This window comes from Streptomyces sp. NPDC096013 (assembly GCF_044763565.1).
In the GTDB taxonomy this organism is placed as follows: Bacteria; Actinomycetota; Actinomycetes; order Streptomycetales; family Streptomycetaceae; genus Streptomyces.
This window is the reverse complement of sequence record NZ_JBIWGK010000007.1, coordinates 54,523-71,954: the sequence shown is the minus strand read 5'-3', so window position 1 is coordinate 71,954 and position 17,432 is coordinate 54,523. Positions and strand designations below refer to the sequence as shown.

16 protein-coding genes are annotated in these 17,432 nt (G+C 71.2%); 6 read left to right on the top strand and 10 right to left on the bottom strand.

The features are described from left to right. The first annotated feature begins 77 nt into the window (after positions 1 to 77). Positions 78 to 1,397 carry an ammonium transporter gene (locus ACIRB1_RS23880; RefSeq protein ID WP_403466893.1) on the top strand — a complete coding sequence of 440 codons (1,320 nt, stop codon included), beginning with the start codon at positions 78 to 80 and terminating at the stop codon, positions 1,395 to 1,397. After that, a complete protein-coding gene (locus tag ACIRB1_RS23875; protein ID WP_200682139.1) occupies positions 1,394 to 1,732 on the top strand; it encodes a P-II family nitrogen regulator in 339 nt (112 codons plus the stop codon). The genes ACIRB1_RS23880 and ACIRB1_RS23875 overlap by 4 nt, the downstream gene beginning before the upstream one ends. Here ACIRB1_RS23875 and ACIRB1_RS23870 read toward each other — a convergent pair. From ACIRB1_RS23870 to ACIRB1_RS23855, 4 genes are all read right to left on the bottom strand, one after another. Further along, on the bottom strand, positions 1,626 to 2,639 hold the full coding sequence (locus ACIRB1_RS23870) for a WxL protein peptidoglycan domain-containing protein (RefSeq protein WP_403466892.1): 1,014 nt from the start codon (positions 2,637 to 2,639) through the stop codon (positions 1,626 to 1,628). The genes ACIRB1_RS23875 and ACIRB1_RS23870 overlap by 107 nt on opposite strands. Before the next feature lie 76 nt (positions 2,640 to 2,715). Further along, on the bottom strand, positions 2,716 to 4,032 hold the full coding sequence (locus ACIRB1_RS23865; RefSeq protein WP_403466891.1) for a beta-xylosidase: 1,317 nt from the start codon (positions 4,030 to 4,032) through the stop codon (positions 2,716 to 2,718). A 173-nt stretch (positions 4,033 to 4,205) separates the two neighbouring features. Further along, positions 4,206 to 4,691: a hypothetical protein gene (locus ACIRB1_RS23860; protein WP_352182688.1), complete on the bottom strand. Its 486-nt coding sequence runs from the start codon at positions 4,689 to 4,691 to the stop codon at positions 4,206 to 4,208. A 239-nt stretch (positions 4,692 to 4,930) separates the two neighbouring features. Then, positions 4,931 to 5,818: a helix-turn-helix transcriptional regulator gene (locus ACIRB1_RS23855; RefSeq protein WP_403466890.1), complete on the bottom strand. Its 888-nt coding sequence runs from the start codon at positions 5,816 to 5,818 to the stop codon at positions 4,931 to 4,933. A 123-nt stretch (positions 5,819 to 5,941) separates the two neighbouring features. On the opposite strand from ACIRB1_RS23855, the gene ACIRB1_RS23850 reads away from it, so the two are divergent. Then, entirely contained in the window at positions 5,942 to 6,796 is an 855-nt protein-coding gene (locus ACIRB1_RS23850; protein ID WP_403467143.1) for an NAD-dependent epimerase/dehydratase family protein, read from the top strand. A 55-nt stretch (positions 6,797 to 6,851) separates the two neighbouring features. Here the strand turns inward: ACIRB1_RS23850 and ACIRB1_RS23845 are convergent, their stop codons facing one another. The 4 genes from ACIRB1_RS23845 to ACIRB1_RS23830 form a co-directional block, all read right to left on the bottom strand. Further along, entirely contained in the window at positions 6,852 to 8,147 is a 1,296-nt protein-coding gene (locus tag ACIRB1_RS23845) for an MFS transporter (protein WP_403466889.1), read from the bottom strand. Then, positions 8,144 to 9,469 carry a GH1 family beta-glucosidase gene (locus tag ACIRB1_RS23840; protein WP_352182692.1) on the bottom strand — a complete coding sequence of 442 codons (1,326 nt, stop codon included), beginning with the start codon at positions 9,467 to 9,469 and terminating at the stop codon, positions 8,144 to 8,146. Before ACIRB1_RS23840 ends, ACIRB1_RS23845 begins: the two co-directional genes overlap by 4 nt. A 70-nt stretch (positions 9,470 to 9,539) precedes the next feature. Continuing rightward, positions 9,540 to 9,806 carry a protealysin inhibitor emfourin gene (locus ACIRB1_RS23835; RefSeq protein WP_403466888.1) on the bottom strand — a complete coding sequence of 89 codons (267 nt, stop codon included), beginning with the start codon at positions 9,804 to 9,806 and terminating at the stop codon, positions 9,540 to 9,542. Positions 9,807 to 9,851: 45 nt separating this feature from the next. After that, complete coding sequence (locus ACIRB1_RS23830) at positions 9,852 to 10,919, bottom strand: M4 family metallopeptidase (protein WP_352182694.1); 1,068 nt, start codon at positions 10,917 to 10,919, stop codon at positions 9,852 to 9,854. Positions 10,920 to 11,289: 370 nt separating this feature from the next. On the opposite strand from ACIRB1_RS23830, the gene leuA reads away from it, so the two are divergent. From leuA to ACIRB1_RS23815, 3 genes are all read left to right on the top strand, one after another. Continuing rightward, on the top strand, positions 11,290 to 13,020 hold the full coding sequence (leuA, locus tag ACIRB1_RS23825; protein WP_352182695.1) for a 2-isopropylmalate synthase: 1,731 nt from the start codon (positions 11,290 to 11,292) through the stop codon (positions 13,018 to 13,020). Positions 13,021 to 13,216: 196 nt separating this feature from the next. Then, positions 13,217 to 13,921, top strand: a complete 705-nt coding sequence (locus ACIRB1_RS23820; protein WP_352182696.1) for a TerB family tellurite resistance protein — start codon at positions 13,217 to 13,219, stop codon at positions 13,919 to 13,921. Between the two features lie 289 nt (positions 13,922 to 14,210). Beyond that, entirely contained in the window at positions 14,211 to 15,407 is a 1,197-nt protein-coding gene (locus ACIRB1_RS23815; protein WP_352182697.1) for a sialidase family protein, read from the top strand. 63 nt (positions 15,408 to 15,470) lie between these two features. Here ACIRB1_RS23815 and ACIRB1_RS23810 read toward each other — a convergent pair whose 3' ends face one another. Next, entirely contained in the window at positions 15,471 to 16,406 is a 936-nt protein-coding gene (locus ACIRB1_RS23810; RefSeq protein WP_352182698.1) for a dihydrodipicolinate synthase family protein, read from the bottom strand. Further along, positions 16,403 to 17,425 (bottom strand): oligopeptide/dipeptide ABC transporter ATP-binding protein, encoded by a 1,023-nt coding sequence (locus tag ACIRB1_RS23805; protein WP_403466887.1) that lies wholly within the window; start codon positions 17,423 to 17,425, stop codon positions 16,403 to 16,405. The genes ACIRB1_RS23810 and ACIRB1_RS23805 overlap by 4 nt, the downstream gene beginning before the upstream one ends. Positions 17,426 to 17,432 lie beyond the last annotated feature (7 nt).

Here is a 17,432-nt window from a genome sequence, read left to right as displayed (position 1 = left end):
ACGGAAACACCCCCGTGCACAACCGGAAACCCGAGCCGGTGACCCTCTGACGAGCCCCCACACCGTTGGAGACGACCGTGCCCCTCTCCGTCACCGAAGCCGCCGCGCATATCGACACCGGCGACACCGCCTGGCTGCTCGCCGCGACCGCCCTGGTCCTGCTGATGACCCCGGGCCTGGCCCTGTTCTACGGCGGCATGGTCCGCACGAAGAGCGTGCTCAACATGCTGATGATGAGTTTCGTGTCGATCGCGCTGGTCACGGTGGTGTGGCTGACCGCCGGATATTCGCTCGCGTTCGGCGACGACATCGGCGGCGGGCTGATCGGCGGTCTCCGGCACGCCGGCATGGCGGGCCTCGGCCCGGACAGCGTGCACGGCACGGTCCCCACGCTCCTGTTCGCCACCTTCCAGCTGACCTTCGCGATCATCACGGCCGCGCTGATCAGCGGCGCGGTCGCGGACCGGGTGCGATTCGGGGCGTGGCTGGTGTTCGTGCCGGTCTGGGCGCTCCTCGTATACGTTCCCGTCGCGCACTGGGTGTGGGGCCCGGGCGGCTGGATCGCGGCGCACCTCGGCGCCCTCGATTTCGCCGGGGGTCTGCCGGTCGAGATCACCTCGGGCGCCTCGGGCCTGGCCCTGTGCCTGGTGGTCGGCCCGCGTCTCGGCTTCAAGAAGGACGCGATGCGCCCGCACAACCTCCCCATGGTGATGCTGGGCGCGGGCCTGCTCTGGTTCGGCTGGTTCGGCTTCAACGCCGGTTCCGCGCTCGGCGCCAACGGCCTCGCCGCCGCGGCCTTCCTCAACACCCTCGCCGCGGGCTGCACCGGCCTCCTCGGCTGGCTCTTCGTCGAGCAGAAGCGCGACGGCCACCCGACGACCCTGGGAGCCGCGTCCGGCGCGGTCGCGGGCCTGGTCGCGATCACCCCGTCCTGCGGCTCGGTCTCCCTGCTCGGCGCGCTGGTCGTCGGCCTGGCCGCCGGTGCCGTCTGCTCGTACGCGGTCGGCTGGAAGTTCAAGCTGAACTACGACGACTCGCTCGACGTCGTCGGCGTCCACCTGGTCGGCGGCGTCATCGGCACCCTCCTGATCGGCGTCTTCGCCGTCACCTCCATGACCACCGGCCCCGAAGGCCTCCTCTACGGCGGCGGGCTCGCCCAGCTAGGCAAGCAGCTGGTGGCCGTGGCCGCCGTGGGGGCGTACGCGTTCCTCGTGACGTACGGCATCGGGAAGCTGCTCGACCGGACGATGGGGCTGCGGGCGAGCGAGGAGGAGGAACGGACCGGGCTCGACCTTACGGTGCACGCCGAGAGCGCATACGATCACGGCGTCCTGGGCCACGGAGCCCCGGTCGGCGCAACTCTTCCCTCCGCTCAGAAGGTCAGCACCCAGGCATGAAGCTCATCACCGCGATCGTCAAGCCGTACCGCCTCGACGAGGTCAAGACGGCGCTCCAGGAGCTCGGCGTGCACGGCCTGACCGTCACCGAGGCCAGCGGCTACGGCCGGCAGCGCGGCCACACCGAGGTGTACCGCGGCGCCGAGTACCGCGTCGACCTCGTCCCGAAGGTGCGGATCGAGGTCGTCGTCGACGACGCGGACTCGGACGCCGTGATCGACGCGATCGTCAAGGCCGCGCAGACGGGGAAGATCGGGGACGGGAAGGTGTGGTCGATCCCGGTCGAGACGGTCGTACGGGTTCGGACGGGCGAACGCGGCCCCGACGCGCTCTGACCGCCAGCGCACCCCCGGCGAAGCCGACCGCGAGCAGCAGCGCCGCCGCGAGCCACGGCAGCGCGAAGAACGACGCACTCGCCGACTGCTTCGTGCCCGGCGCGCTCGCGGTCAACGTGACGTCTCCCCAGTCGAGTTGGGGCGACCCCTGCCAGGGCTCGGTCAGCCGCACGCGCTGCCCCGGCAGCAACTCGGCCGGGATACGCGTCAGTCCACGTGACAGCAGGGTCCGGCCGAACAGGCCCCGCGCCTTCAGCGTCACCTTCGGATCGAGGGTGACGTTGCCGGTGTTGTGCAGCGTGTAGGAGATAGTGGCGTCGCTGGCCCCCAACCCCGGTACCAGCGGCTGGTGATGGGACACCCGCACGTGTTCCACGGCGAGTGCGGGCAGCGTGGGTCCGCCGACCCGGAGGTAGACGCGGGCGCCGACGGCCCGCTGCACGCCGAGGGCGAGGGAGCCGTCGCCCTTGTCGACGCGTTCGTCGAGGGCGACCAACGCGCCCGGGTGGTCGCCCGGTTCGGCCCCTTCGGGCACGTGCAGGGTGAACGGCACCGTGACCGTCCTGTGGGCGGGGACGGTCACCCGGGACTTGGCGGGCTTCGCCCAGGCACCCACCCCGCGCATCGTCTCCGTCACGGTCCGCACGGCGAACCCGCCGTCGCGCGCGGTGTTGTAGGCGTCGGCCGCGTACAGCCGGAAGGTGAGCGGCTTCGCCGTCTTGTTGGCGACGACCACCTTGTCCTGGATGGTCTGGCCGGGGTCGGCGGAGAGATAGAAGTACGGCCGCGCGGCGATCTGCGAGGCGGCCGGGTAGACGGACCAACTGCCGTTGTCCGCCGCGTAGGCGGCGGGCGCGGTGAGCACGCCGAGACAGAGACTCAGGAGGAGGACGTACAGCTTGCGCATGGGTGCGGACCCCCACGGACGAGGTGTGGCGGTCGGGCGGGTGCGGGCGCCCGGCCACCGGAGGTGAGCGGGACGGTCAGGTGAGCGTGAGCGTCAGAACGCCGGAGTACGAACCCGGAGGCGTGAACGCCGGTACGTTCAGGGAGAGTCCGGCGTCGACGGTGAACTGACCGCCGGTGAGCGTGCCGTCGGGCGTGGACGCGAGCGTCGCTCCCGATGTGCCCACTGTGCCCGCCGAACCGGCAACACATGTGCTCGGGCTGCCCGCCTTGGTGGCACAGGCGGGGGTCCAGCTCAGCGCCCCGGCACCTATCTTGCCGCCGGGACCGGTGAAGTCGGTGACCTTGCCGGTCAGGGACCAGCCCGCGGGTCCGCCGCGGAAGTCCTGGACCGTCACCGTGTTGAGGGCGCCCGTGGAGGCACCGCCCTTGCCGAAGTCGACCGCGGACAGACGCACGGCGTCCCCGGCCTGTGCCATGGACAGCGTGCCCGCCTTGACGGTCGTCGTCAGCTTCTGACTCCCGGGCGGAACGGGCGTGGTGTCGTTGACGACGTAGGCGGCGGGCCCGGCACCGAGGTCGGCGCTCCACGCACTGCCCTCGTAGGCCACGATCCCGGTGGTCGTCCTGTCGTTGACGACGAGCGAACCGCTGATGGCACCACTGGCACTGGCCGTGACGGTCGCCGTGTCCGCGGTCTGCGCGGTACCGGACCGCCCGGCCAGGGTCACGGTGGCGCCCGGGGTGAAGTTGCTGCCGGTCACGGTGACGCTGTCACCGGCGTTCCCGGAGGCCGAACCCAGGCTGATCGCACGGGTGTTGACCGGGGTGGTGGCGGTCGCGGTGACGGTCTCGGAGACCGGGGCCGGCGGGTTCGTCACCGTGCAGGGGGTGTCCAGCTCCAGGATGTAGCTGGTGTGGATGTTGTAGTCGCCGGGCGAGAGGGTGATCGCGCCCGGGGTGGTGACCGTGAAGGTGCCGGTCATGGAGAACGACGGGAAGGCGCCGTTGCCCGGCACCGGGTCGTTCTTCTTGGGCCCGGCCACCGTGACACTGCCGGTCTGGGCGCCGCCGAGGGCGACCTTCCCGGTGGGCGTCATGATGTCGGCCGGCAGCGCGATCGCGGTCGGGTTGCTGGCGGCGGGCTTGACCACCGTGTACGTCACGGTGACGGTGTCGCCGACCTTCGGCGCGGTGTTGTCCACCGTGATCGCGGCGGTCGTGGTGCCGTCGATCGGCGGGATGCCCGCGACCGCCGGCGGGATGCAGTGCGTCGGGAAGTCCACGTTCGTGGACGCACCGGCCGGACAGGCCAGCGCACCGCCGGTGGCGACCGCGAGCGCGGTCACCCCCAGCAGTGACGCCCAACGGCGTCTTCGGGATGTCGTAGCCATGGCTGTGCCCCCTCCTGAGGACGGTGGGCACAGCGGCTCGTCCGCGCCCACAGGGGGCATTGATGTGGGGATCGCGTGAGAAGTCAATGGAGACGTGAAAACAAACTGATGGGCCGTCAGTTCCTGCTCAACAGCGGGAACTGACGGCCCAGTTGGGACCGTGGGGGGAATTCTCAGTCGAACACGAACGGGCCCGGCGACTGCGCCGCGGTGGCCGTGCAGGTGACGGCGATCCCGAAGATGGTCATCTGGAGCGAGCCGCCGTACGCCTCCAGGCTGTCGCCGGAGGCCACGGTCCCGTCGAGCGGGCCGACGGTGACGGGGTCGCCGGTCGCCATGGCCGGGTTCTTCGTCCCGCTGAAGACGGTGGTGCCACCGCTCGCGTTCACGAAGGTGAAGGTGGAGGAGATGGAGTCCTGCGACAGGGCGAGCGGGGCGGTGATGGCCGAGGTGACGGTGACCGTCGCCGCCGTGCCGTCCTGCGTGGCCGTGATGGTGGCCGCGCCGCCGCCGAAGATGCCGCAGTCCGCGGTGATGGTCGCCGTCTGGGGGGTGACGGCGAGCGCGCTGGGTGCGAACGCCAGCGAGGTGGCCGCGAGGACCCCCGTCACCAGAGCCGCACCCGTGCCGATCCGCTTGCTTCTCGACGTGCCTTTCATGTGTCTGGTTCCCTTCCCGTGTCGGGGAATGCCATGTGGGGACGGACGGGAGAACACATCGGATGCGCCCACGAACGCGGTGCGGTGCGCCACGCGGGCGAGAATCTGACGGTCCGTCGGAACGTACGGTTCCATTGATGCGCGGGGGGCGGGGGAGAGCAAGGGCGAAATCCGGACGGGGTACTTCCGGACAGGTGCGGCCTCGGCCGCCCGGGTGACGGAGGGAACCGCCCGGCCCTTCAGCGCAGGCCCGCGCCGTTCCGCCCGTCCGGCGTCTGAGGCCGAGGGGCGGGGGACATGTCCTGGAGGCCGATCACCCTGAGCAGTTGCAGGCGTTCGTACGACTCCGTGCCGGGGCGGGCCGTGTGGATGATCAGGAGGTGGTGGGCGTCCTGGTTCAGGAGGACCTCGCAGTCCAGCTCCAGGAGCCCCACCAGCGGGTGACGGAAGCGCTTGACGGACCGGCGCCGTACGGCCACCTCGTGGTCCTCCCACAGACGGGCGAACTCCTCGCTGGACGACCGGAGTTCGGCCACCAGCGCGGCCGGCTCGGGATCGTCGGGGCGGGCCGCGGCCACCGCCCGCAGGTTCGCCACGTGGACACGGGCATGCTCGGGCACGTCCTCCGGCGGGAACATCTCCCGGGAAGCCGGGTCCAGGAAGAACCGCCGGAGCAGGTTGCGCTCCCGGGGCGGCCTAGCCAGCACGTCACCCGACAGCGCCCGCGACATCGCGTTCTGCGCGATCATCTCGCCGCAGTCGCTCGACACATGTGCCGGGGTGTCGTGCAACCGGTCCAGCACCAGCAGGAGGCCGGGGCGCAGATGCCCCGTCGGGGTGCCCCGGCGCGGCGGCTCCTCACCGGTCAGGTGGAACAGATGGTCCCGCTCGTCGTCCGTCAGGCGGAGCGCCCGCGCCAGCGCCGTCAGCATCTGACGGGACGGCCGCGGACCCCGGGACTGCTCAAGCCGCGTGTAGTAGTCCACGGACATACCGGCCAGCTGGGCCACCTCCTCGCGGCGCAGTCCGGGCGTACGGCGGCGGGCGCCGGCCGCGAGGCCCACATCGGCGGGGTCCAGGCGGGCCCGGCCGCGGCGCAGGAAGTCGGCGAGTTCGGCTCGGTTCACGCTTCCAGGGTGCGCCCCTCCGCCCGGCTTATCCAGGGACTGCCGATCCCCCGATCGGAAGGTCTCTCCCGCCCGCGCCGCACCCGTCCCAGGCTGGTGGCACCAGATCGTGAGGAGCAGATGATGTTGACACTGGTGACAGGCTCGACAGGACAGGTCGGACGGCGCTTCGTGCCCAGGCTGCTGGCCCAGACCAGGCCGGGCGAGCGGGTACGGGTACTGGTCCGGGACGCGGCCCGCGGCGAACGGTTCGCGGAGCTGGGCGCCGAGGTCGTACTCGGTGATCTGCGCGACGAGGACGCCCTCGGCAAGGCGGTCTCCGGCGTCGACGCGGTCGTGAACGTCGCCGCGTCCTTCCGCGGCGTACCGGACGAGGAGGCCTGGGCGGTCAACCACACCGCCGCGATCGCCCTCGGCCGGGCCGCGGTGACCTCCGGCGTACGCCGCTTCGTGCAGGTCAGCACGGGGATGATCTACGGCGCGGGACGCGGACGCCCGCTGACCGAGGAGGACGAGAGCCGCCCCGGCGGCCAGATGTGGGGCGCGTACAACGAGTCGAAGGTGGCGGCGGAGCGTGACCTCCTCGCGCTCACCGACATGGACGTCCGCGTCGCCCGGCTCCCCTTCGTCTACGGCGAGGGCGACCCCCACCTGGCCAACTGCCTTCAGTGGGCGGCGCACTGGGCCTCGAACCAGCGCCTCCACATGGGCCACCACGCGGACGTGGCCCAGGGCCTCCTGCGCATCCTGCACGCCCCGGGGATCGCCGGCCGCGTCTACAACATCGCCGACGACGCCCCGGTCACCGCGCTCGACATCCACCTGCTCAACGGCGTCGAGATCCCCGCCGAACTCGCCCGGAACACGGACCCGGACCCCTGGTTCGGCATCATGTCCACGGAACGCATCCGCCGCGAACTGGGCTACCGCCCGATGTTCCCGACGGCATGGTCGGCACGGGACGCGGGCGTGCTCTGACGCGAGCGCGCGGTCGCCGGCCGACAAGCGCCGGCCTCACCCGCGCACCCCCGCCTCAGTCCACGCCCCGAATCCGCCGCACCAGCAGCGCCCCCGCCATCCCGATCGCCGCCGACACCAGATACAGCACCCGGTACCCGCCCAGATACGTCACGATCGGCGCGGCGAGGGCGGGGGCGGCGACCTGGGGGAGGGCGTTGGCGACGTTGATGACACCGAGGTCCTTGCCGCGGTCCAGGGCCTTCGGGAGCACATCCGTCATCAGGGCGAAGTCGACCGACGTGAAGACGCCGAAGCCGATGCCCAGGACCGCCGCCGCGGTGATCGCGCCCGGCCAGGTCTGCCAGCCCGCGAGGACCGCCGTCGCCGCCGCCATCAGCACGCCGGACCAGATCACGAACGGCTTGCGGCGGCCGATCCGGTCGGACCACACCCCGCCGACCACGACCGTGGCCAGCAGCGTCACACCGTTCACCGCCGTGAGGATAAGGACGCCCTGGTCGGGGTCGTGGTAGTGCAGGCGGTCACGCAGGTAATACAGCAGATACAGCAGCACCAGCGCGTTGCTCAGGTTGATCAGGAAACGGGTCAGCCAGGCCCAGCCCAGGTCCGGGTAGCGGCGCGGGCTCAGCCAGAAGCCGCGCACGAAACCCGGCCAGGACCACACCGGCCGTGCCGCGGGCGGGAGCCGGAGGTCCTTGTGGCGCAGCACGTACGGCAGCACGCCCACCGCCGTGAACACCGCGCACGCCACATAGCCCGCGCCGATGCCCCCGGCCGCCGTCGCGAGACCCGTGCCGCCGACCACGCCCAGGATCTGCGCGGCACCCAACCAGCCGCCCACGGACCCCCGTTGGAGCCGCGGCACCCGGTCGGGCACGGCCGCCGTGATCGCCGCGAAGGCCGCGTTCAGGGTGAGCTGGACCAGACACCAGCCCGCCGCCATCGTCCACACCCCGCCCGCACCCGCGAGCAGCAGCAACGACAGCGCCCCGCCCGCGGCCCCGCCCACGATCCACGGCGTACGGCGCCCCCACCGCGCCGTCGTCCGGTCGGACAGCGCGCCGAAGAGCGGATTGGCGACCAGCGACACCAGCGCGCCCGCGCCGGTCACCCACGCGAGCATCGTCTCCTTGGACATGCCGCTGCCGGGCGCGAAGTCCTTGGCCTGGGAGGCGAGCAGGATCTGGAGCGGGCCGTACCAGCCCACCCAGATCGCCCCGTTGGCGAGGGAGAGCGTGGACGTCCAGCCCCGGCCGACCCGTTCGACTGGCTCGGCGAGAGCGGGGGCCGAAGTGGCCGTGGCCGGAGCCGGGTTGCCGTCGTCCACCGAACTCCCCGTCGTCGTCATCTCTGCGCCCGCAGCATGCCCTGGAACCAGCCGTACGACGCCTTCGGGGTGCGCTTCTGCGTCGCGTAGTCGACGTGCACGAGACCGAAGCGGCGCTCGTAGCCCTCCGCCCACTCGAAGTTGTCCAGCAGCGACCACACGAAGTAGCCGCGTACGTCCACGCCCGCCTCCAACGCCCTGTGCAGCGCCCGGACATGGCCGTCGAGGTAGGCGATCCGGTCCTGGTCGTCGATGCCGTCGTAGGAGCAGCCGTTCTCGGTGATGACGACGGGCGGGAGGCGGTCGCCGTAGCGGTCGCGGAAGGTGGTGAGGAGTTCGGTCAGGCCCTCGGGGACCACCGGCCAGCCGAAGTCCGTCACCGGGACGTTCTCGATCTCCTGCACGGAGAAGGGGAGTTCGGCGGGGAGCGTGAGGCCGCCGAACTCGATCTCCGCGCCCTGGGGTGCCCCGACCCGGCTCGGCGCGTAGTAGTTGACGCCGTACCAGTCGATCGGCTCGGCGATCACCTTCAGGTCGGACTCGACGTCGCCCGGCATCAACTCGCCGAGCCCGGACGGGTATTCGCCCAGCAGCAGGGGGTCGGCGAAGAGGCGGTTCAGGAGCAGGTCGTAGAAGTTCGCCGCCTCGATGTCCTCCGGCTCCCGCGAGGCCGGCCAGGTCGGGCCGTGGGAGTTGGCGATCCCGATGTCGGTGGCACCGGCCGCGCGCAGGGCCCGTACCGCCAGGCCGTGGGCCAGGAGCTGGTGGTGGGCGACCGGCAGCGCGTCGAACAGAAGCGCCTTGCCCGGCGCGTGGGCGCCCAGCGCGTGTCCCAACAGGGTGTGTTCCGCGGGCTCGTTGAGGGTGATCCACTTCGTCACCCGGTCACCGAGACGCCCGGCGACGACCGACACGTACTCCGCGAAGCGGGACGCCGTGTCCCGCTGCAACCAGTCCAGCGTGACCGGGAGATCCCAGTGGAACAGGGTCGGGACCGGGCGTACGCCCGCCGCGCACAGGTCGTCGACGAGGCGGTCGTAGAAGTCGAGGCCGCCGGGGGAGTTCACCCGCGGCCAGGAGACCGAGAAGCGGTACGCGTCCACGCCCAGGTCGGCCAGGAGGGTCACGTCCTCGCGGTGGCGGTGGAAGTGGTCGCAGGCCACCGCCGCCGTCGAGCCGTCCTTGATCCGGCCCGGCTCGGCCTCGAACCGGTCCCACACGGACGGTTCGCGCTCGTCCGCCGCGCCCTCGATCTGATGGGCCGAAGTCGACACGCCCCAGAGGAATCCGGCCGGGAACCGAGGTATCGGGTTGCCTGCATCAATCGCCATGCGCCGGATCATGGGTACCGGCGGTAACGGGTGTCAACGGGCGGGCGTGAACAAGCAGTTACACCCGCCCGAGGACATCCGCTCAGGCGCCTTCCTTCAACACCCGTGAGATCAGCTCCCGTTGATCGTCGGTGAGCCGCGGGTCGGCCGTGTGCACCGTTTTCCCGTCCACCGTGATCTCGTAGTGGAAGCCGTCCGGGACGCCTGCCGCGGGCGTGCTGTGCCCGGCGGCGACCGCCCGTTCGGCCAGCGCGTGCCACTCATGGGCGTCGGGCCGCGTCGAGGTGTCGACCTCGCCGCGGCGCTGGATACCGCCGAAACCACCCGTGCGCCGAACCTGAATCCGCATGGGCTCCTGTCTAGTACGGATACGGGTCCGGCGCGACCGCCGCGACTACGAGGTCGGCACTCCGACCTGTTCCCATGCCTTCGTCACGGCCTGCGACTCCTCGCCGCCGTCCCCGAACCGCGTCCTCGCGGCGGCCACCGTGAGCTTCGCGAAGTCCGCGAACAGGGCATCCTTCTTCAGCTCGCCGCCGGTGAGGACGTCGTACCAGATCTGGCCCGCCTTCTCCCAGGCGTGGCCGCCGATGGCGTCGGCGACCAGGTAGAAGGCGTGGTTGGGGATGCCGGAGTTGATGTGCACGCCGCCGTTGTCCCTGCCCGTGTTGACGAAGTCGTCCATCGTCGCGGGCTGCGGGTCCTTGCCGAGGGCGTCGTCGTCGTAGGCCGTGCCCGGGGCCTTCATGGAGCGCAGGGCGACGCCCGAGACGCGCGGGGCGAGCAGGCCCGCGCCGATCAGCCAGTCGGCGTCGGCGGCGGTCTGGCCGAGCGTGTACTGCTTGATGAGCGAGCCGAAGACGTCGGAGACCGACTCGTTCAGGGCGCCGGACTGCCCGTAGTACGTCAGGTTCGCGCTGTACTGCGTGACGCCGTGGGTGAGTTCGTGGCCGATGACGTCGACCGGGATGGTGAAGTCGAGGAACAGCTCGCCGTCGCCGTCGCCGAACACCATCTGCTCGCCGTTCCAGAACGCGTTGTCGTACTTCACGTCGTAGTGGACGGACGCGTTGAGCGGCAGGCCCTGGCCGTCGATGGAGTGCCGGTTGAAGGCGTTGAGGTACAGCTCGAAGGTGGCGCCGAGACCGGCGAAGGCGCGGTTGACGGTGGCGTCCTTGCCGGGCTCGGCGCTCTCGGCGCGCACCTTCTTCCCCGGCAGGTCCTGCTTGTGCTGCGCGTCGTAGATCGTGCGCTGCGGCTTGTCGGACGCGACCGGCGCCGCGATCGACGGGGCGCCGATGACGGTGGTCAGCCGGCGGTGGGTGCGCTCCCAGGCGTCGCGCTCCAGGGTCAGACGGGCGGGTCCGGAGAGCGCGGGGTCCTCGTGCTGGGCGAGCTTGTCGAGGACATGTGGCGGGACGATCGTGCAGAAGACGGGCTCGAAGCCCCCGTGAGTCGTCATGCCCGGCACGATTGCACTCCGTTAGATGTATGTCACTACGCGCGACCATGATTGGTGAAATGTGCGGATGCTCCACCCCGGAATGGTCGCTCTGTGTTATGGATCGACGGCTTTGTGTGGCCGGGTCGTGCCCGCCCGGCGGAACCGCACTCCCCGCGGCCCCGCGTCCTCAGGGGTGTGCGGTCCCGCATACTGATACGGAGCCGCACGTCCAGAACAGCTCGGCTAGCATGCTCTGCATCATGCGTATCGGGCTGCTTCTCCTTAGCTGCCGCGGCGAGGGCCTGTAGTCGAGGCCGACCCCCTCCCCGCGGAGTCTGGCGTTGCGCCGTCGGCCGTCCTTCAGGACACCACGAGGAGCCCACGCATCATGGCCCAGAGCGCCAATCGCCAGCAGCCCAGTTCCATGCCGATCCACAAGTACGGCCAGTACGACCAGGTCGACATCCCCGACCGCACCTGGCCCCAGCAGCGGATCACGGTCGCCCCCCGCTGGCTCTCCACCGACCTGCGCGACGGCAACCAGGCCCTGATCGACCCCATGTCACCGGCGCGCAAGCGCGCGATGTTCGACCTGCTGGTCAAGATGGGCTACAAGGAGATCGAGGTCGGCTTCCCGGCCTCGGGCCAGACCGACTTCGACTTCGTACGCTCGATCATCGAGGACGAGGGCGCGATCCCGGACGACGTCACGATCTCCGTGCTGACCCAGGCCCGCGAGGACCTGATCGAGCGGACCGTGGAGTCCCTGAAGGGCGCCAAGCGCGCCACCCTGCACCTCTACAACGCGACCGCGCCCGTCTTCCGCCGCGTGGTCTTCCGCGGCTCCAAGGACGACATCAAGCAGATCGCCGTCGACGGCACCCGTCTGGTGATCGAGTACGCCGAGAAGCTGCTGGGCCCCGAGACCGAGTTCGGGTACCAGTACTCGCCGGAGATCTTCACGGACACCGAACTGGACTTCGCGCTGGAGGTCTGCGAGGCGGTCATGGACGTCTGGCAGCCCGGCCCGGGCCGCGAGATCATCCTCAACCTGCCCGCCACGGTGGAGCGTTCGACCCCGTCGACGCACGCGGACCGCTTCGAGTGGATGGGCCGCCACCTGTCCCGCCGCGAGCACGTGGTGCTCTCCATCCACCCGCACAACGACCGCGGTACGGCCGTCGCCGCCGCCGAGCTGGCGCTGATGGCCGGCGCCGACCGCGTCGAGGGCTGCCTGTTCGGCCAGGGCGAGCGCACCGGCAACGTCGACCTGGTCACCCTGGGCATGAACCTGTTCTCCCAGGGCGTCGACCCGCAGATCGACTTCTCCGACATCGACGAGATCCGTCGTACGTGGGAGTACTGCAACCAGATGGAGGTCCACCCGCGCCACCCGTACGTGGGCGACCTGGTCTACACGTCCTTCTCCGGCTCCCACCAGGACGCCATCAAGAAGGGCTTCGACGCCATGGAGGCCGACGCCGCCGCCAAGGGCGTCACCGTCGACGACATCGAGTGGGCCGTCCCGTACCTGCCGATCGACCCGAAGGACGTCGGCCGCTCCTACGAGGCCGTCATCCGGGTCAACTCGCAGTCGGGCAAGGGCGGAATCGCGTACGTCCTGAAGAACGACCACAAGCTGGACCTGCCGCGCCGGATGCAGATCGAGTTCTCCAAGCTCATTCAGGCCAAGACGGACGCCGAGGGCGGCGAGGTCACCCCGAAGCAGATCTGGGCGACCTTCGAGGACGAGTACCTGCCGAACCCGGACAACCCCTGGGGCCGTATCCAGGTGAAGACCGGCCAGTCGACCACCGACACCGACGGCGTGGACACGCTCACGGTGGAGGCCACCGTCGACGGCGTCGACACCGTCCTGACCGGCTCCGGCAACGGCCCGATCTCCGCGTTCTTCGACGCGCTGGGCTCCGTCGGCATCGACGTACGGCTCCTGGACTACCAGGAGCACACGATGAGCGAGGGAGCCTCCGCGCAGGCCGCGTCGTACATCGAATGTGCGATCGACGACAAGATCCTGTGGGGAATCGGCATTGACGCGAATACGACACGTGCGTCCCTGAAGGCGGTCGTCTCGGCCGTCAACCGCGCTACCCGCTGAACCATCCTGACCGGCGGTTTACCCGTCTTCGCAGGGCCCCGTACGCCGGTCTCCGGCGGGCGGGGCCCCGTCGTTTCCCGGCCAATCCGTGTGCAGGTCACGGAGAGGTCTCGTCCGGGGTACTGACTCCGGCTCGACAATGTGGCTAACATCACGCCAGCGCGGCGATGTTGCCGCGGCGTTACGGAGGTGCGACGTGCTGCCAGAACGGGGACGGAACGGCCGAGTTGTCCATGAGGGCCGTGCAGCGCGCGTGCTGGGCATCCGTACCGCGTGGACCAGCGTCGGAGACGGCGAGTTCTTCTGCCCCGGCTGCGGGGGCGACCGCAACTACCAGCGGCTCACCGGACGCCGCCGTTTCACCCTGCTCGGCATGCCGGTGCTGCCGCGCGGTGACACCGGCCCGGTCGTCGAATGCGCCGCCTGCCAGGGCCACTACGGCACCGACGTCCTCGACCACCCCACCACCACCCGCTTCTCCGCGATGCTCCGCGACGCCGTGCACACCGTCGCCCTCGCCGTCCTCGCGGCCGGCGGGACCTGCGCCCGTACGTCCCTGGAGGCCGCCGCGGGCACCGTGCGCGCCGCCGGCTTCCAGGACTGCACGGAGGAACAGCTCGGCGCCCTCGTCGAGGCCCTGGCGGCCGACACCGGCCGCGTCTTCGGCGAACCCAGCGGTGCCGGCCTCGCCATAGAGCTGCACGAGGCCCTCGACCCGCTCGCCCCCCACCTCGCCCCCGCCGGACGCGAGTCGATCCTCCTCCAGGGCGCCCGCATCGCCCTCGCCGACGGCCCCTACACACCGGCCGAACGCGACGCCCTCGCGACCGTCGGCGCGGCGCTCACCATCTGCGCGGACGACGTGACCCGGCTGCTGGCGGCGGCGCGTACGCCGTCGTAGGCGAGCCGCTCCCCGATCCTCCCGCACCGGCGCGGACACTCGTCCGGCCGAACTCCCCGACGCGGTCCGCCGCGTGCCGCCGCGCGCGGGAACGCGGGGCGCTCACCCCGGCTGACGCGCGAAACACGCACGTCAGCCGTGTCATGGGCGAGTTGGGGTGGGATGGCCGAGACCGGTGGGGTCGGCGCCGTGCGCGCCGGAGGCCGCGCGTCCTGGCCGGTGACTGCGGGGAGGCTGTGACGGACAGGCCGGCGTCGTCCCGCGCGGGCGACCTCCGCAAGGGAGAGCGATGACCATCCTGAGCCGCACGCTGCTCGTCACCGCGGTGCTGGCCGCGCCGTTCGCGGTCGGTACGGCGCCCGCCTCCGCGCACTCCGGCTGCACGTCGTCCGTGCCCTACGTCTCGGGAGACGGCGGCTACGACACCTACCGCATCCCGGCGACCGTCGTCACCGGCCGGGGCACGGTCCTCGCCTTCGCCGAGGGGCGGCACAACGGCGCGGGCGACACCGGCAACATCGACGTGGTCCTCAGACGCTCCACCGACGGCGGCTGCACCTGGGGACCGCAGGCGGTGGTGGCCGCCGGGGACGGGGACACCCGGGGCAACCCCGCCCCCGTCGTCGACCCCCGCACCGGAGCGATCGTGCTGGTCACCTCCTACAACAGCGGAACCGTGACCGAGGGCCAGATCATGCGCGGCGAGGTCACGCCGCAGCAGAGCCGGCGGGTGTTCGTGCAGCGCAGCTGGGACGACGGGCGGCACTTCACCGCTCCGCGCGACATCACGGGGCAGGTGAAGCCGCCCGGTTGGCGCTGGTACGCCACCGGGCCCGGGCACGCGGTCGCGCTCACCCGGGGGCCGCACACGGGACGGCTGGTGATCCCGGCGAACCACTCCGCGGCGCCGCCCGTCGGGTCGACCGACACCGGGCAGGAGGCCAAGTACTACGGCGGCCACGACCTCTACAGCGACGACGGCGGCGAGACATGGCGCCTGGGGTTCGTGGACGCGACGTACACCGGCGTGAACAACGCGAACGAGTCCTCCGCGGCCGAACTCCCCGACGGGCGGCTGTACTTCAGCTCACGGGACCAGCTGGGCACGAGCACGGGCAACCGGCTCGACACGTACTCAAGTGACGGCGGTGTCACCCTCGACCGGCCCTACGAGGTGCAGCACACGCTGGACGACGTGCCGGTGGTCGAGGGCAGCGTCCTCCAACTCCCCGGCGCGGGCGCTCCGTTGCTGTTCTCGGCGCCTTCCGTGCCCAACGTGCGGCAGAGCATGGCGGTGTGGCGGAGCGCGGACGGCGGCGGCACCTTCGTGAAGGCGGTCACCCTGTCGGGGGAGTGGGCGGGGTACTCGGATCTCGTGCGGGTCGGGCCGGACACGGTGGGGGTGCTGTACGAGACGGGGTCGACGAGCGCCTACGACACGATCGTCTTCCGGCGCCTGCCGACGGCGACCCTGTCCGTCACCTGACCGCCGTAGACGGGTGGTGGGTGGGCAAAGCCCCGGTGGCCGGGGGGCAGAGCCGCCGGGCGCTCACAGCAGCCCCGCCCCCGCCAGGAACTTCCCCACCCGCGCCACCTCGTCCGCGGACAACGCCACCTGCGGCTCCGCCGTGGCCGCACAGTCGATGACCCCCCGCAACTGCAACGCGGCCTTGAACGCCCCGATCGCCGACGAACTGCCCCCCATCCGCCCCGGGTCCCCCACCCCCACCAGCCCGAACAACACGCACAGCCGCTCCTGCTCCGCCCGCGCCCGCTCCCAGTCCCCACCCCGGCACAACGCGTCGAGCCGCACATACCCGCGCGGATCGACATTGGCCAGCCCGGGCACCGCCCCGTCCGCCCCCATCGCCAGCGCCGAGTCGACGACCACCTCGGACCCGGTGAGCACGCTGAACCCGCTGATGTCCGGATGGACCCGCGCGCCGGTCACCACCCGCCGAAAGCCGCCGAGGTCCCCGCTGGAGTCCTTGAGCCCGGCGAGCACACCCTCCGCGGCGAGTTCGAGAACGAGGTCGGACGGGAGCTTCGTATGGACGGACGCGGGGAGGTCGTAGGCCACCACGGGAACCGAGGACGCGGCGGCGACCAACCGGTAGTGGCGGGCGATCTCGGCGGGATGGGTGCGCGTGTAGAAGGGCGCGGTCACCACGACCGCGTTCGCCCCGGCCTCCGTCACCGCGGCCACATGGTCCAGGACGCGGGGCGTCGTCATGTCGATCGCCCCCGCCAGCACCGGCAGTTGACCCCCGACATGGGCCACCACCGCCTCGACGACGATCCTCCGCTGCCGGTCCGTCAGATACGCCGCCTCGGACGTCGAGCCGAGCAGGAACAGCCCGTGCACCCCCGCCTCGACCAGATGGTCGACGAGCCTGAGGAGCGAACGGACGTCCACCTCGCGTTCCGGTGTCAGGGGGGTGCAGACGGGCGGTACGACACCGGTGAGCGGGGCGGGGAAGGTCATGAAGGCTCCATGGGGCGGCTTTGGCGAACGAGGTCGCGGGTGGACAGATCCTCCTCCACAGGATGGTGGCAACGGTAGAAATGTCCCGGTGTCGACGCGGCCGAGAAATCCGGCATGGCGTCGGCGCACACGTCGTCGGCCTTCCAGCACCGGGTACGGAACGGGCACCCGCTCGGCGGCCGTGTGGCCGACGGCACCGGTCCGATCAGCGGGATCGGGTCGATGGGGTGGAGCAGCCCGGGGGTCGCCGAGAACAGGGCGCGGGTGTACGGGTGCCGGGCCCGGTCGGAGACCTGGTCGGCCGGGGTCTCCTCGACGATCCGGCCCAGGTACATGGTGATCACGCGGTCGCTCATCCGGCGTACCGTCTGGATGTCGTGCGACACGAACACCAGGGCCAGGCCCAGGCGTTCCTTCAGGTCGAGGAGCAGGTTCAGGATCTGGGCGCGGACCGACACGTCGAGCGCGCTGGTCGGTTCGTCGGCCACCACCAGGTCGGGATCGAGGGCCAACGCCCGTGCGATCGCGACGCGTTGGCGCTGCCCGCCGGAGAGCTGTCCGGGGAGGCCGTCGGCCAGGGCGCGGGGGAGGCCGACCAGGGACATCAACTCCCGCACCCGGTCCTCGCGTTCGGCCCTGGTGCCGCGACCGTGCACGTCCAGCGGGTCGCGCAGTATCTGCCGGATCGTCAGACGGCGGTTCAGCGCGGTCGACGGGTCCTGGAAGATCATGCCGATGCCGGTACCCACCGCGGCCCGCCGTTCACCGGCCGGCATCGACCACAGGTCCCGGCCCCGGAAGGACACCGTGCCGGACGTCGGCCGCTGGACGCCCACCAGCACCTTGGCCAGCGTGGACTTCCCGCAACCGGACTCACCGACCACGCCCACCGTCTCCCCGGCCGCGACGGTGAGATCGGCCCCGGTCAGCGCGTAGACCCGATCCCGGCTGAACAGCCCTCCGCTGCGCGCCTTGTGCACGACATGAGCACCGGCCAACTCGACCAACGCACCACTCACTCGACCA

Coding starts and splice junctions, on each gene's coding strand:
- ACIRB1_RS23875 (WP_200682139.1), top strand. CDS start 1,394: ATGAAGCTCATCACCGCGATCGTCAAGCCGTACCGCCTCGACGAGGTC.
- ACIRB1_RS23810 (WP_352182698.1), bottom strand. CDS start 16,406: ATGACCTTCCCCGCCCCGCTCACCGGTGTCGTACCGCCCGTCTGCACC.
- ACIRB1_RS23845 (WP_403466889.1), bottom strand. CDS start 8,147: ATGACGACGACGGGGAGTTCGGTGGACGACGGCAACCCGGCTCCGGCC.
- ACIRB1_RS23870 (WP_403466892.1), bottom strand. CDS start 2,639: ATGCGCAAGCTGTACGTCCTCCTCCTGAGTCTCTGTCTCGGCGTGCTC.
- ACIRB1_RS23865 (WP_403466891.1), bottom strand. CDS start 4,032: ATGGCTACGACATCCCGAAGACGCCGTTGGGCGTCACTGCTGGGGGTG.
- ACIRB1_RS23860 (WP_352182688.1), bottom strand. CDS start 4,691: ATGAAAGGCACGTCGAGAAGCAAGCGGATCGGCACGGGTGCGGCTCTG.
- ACIRB1_RS23850 (WP_403467143.1), top strand. CDS start 5,942: ATGTTGACACTGGTGACAGGCTCGACAGGACAGGTCGGACGGCGCTTC.
- ACIRB1_RS23815 (WP_352182697.1), top strand. CDS start 14,211: ATGACCATCCTGAGCCGCACGCTGCTCGTCACCGCGGTGCTGGCCGCG.
- ACIRB1_RS23840 (WP_352182692.1), bottom strand. CDS start 9,469: ATGATCCGGCGCATGGCGATTGATGCAGGCAACCCGATACCTCGGTTC.
- leuA (WP_352182695.1), top strand. CDS start 11,290: ATGGCCCAGAGCGCCAATCGCCAGCAGCCCAGTTCCATGCCGATCCAC.
- ACIRB1_RS23835 (WP_403466888.1), bottom strand. CDS start 9,806: ATGCGGATTCAGGTTCGGCGCACGGGTGGTTTCGGCGGTATCCAGCGC.
- ACIRB1_RS23830 (WP_352182694.1), bottom strand. CDS start 10,919: ATGACGACTCACGGGGGCTTCGAGCCCGTCTTCTGCACGATCGTCCCG.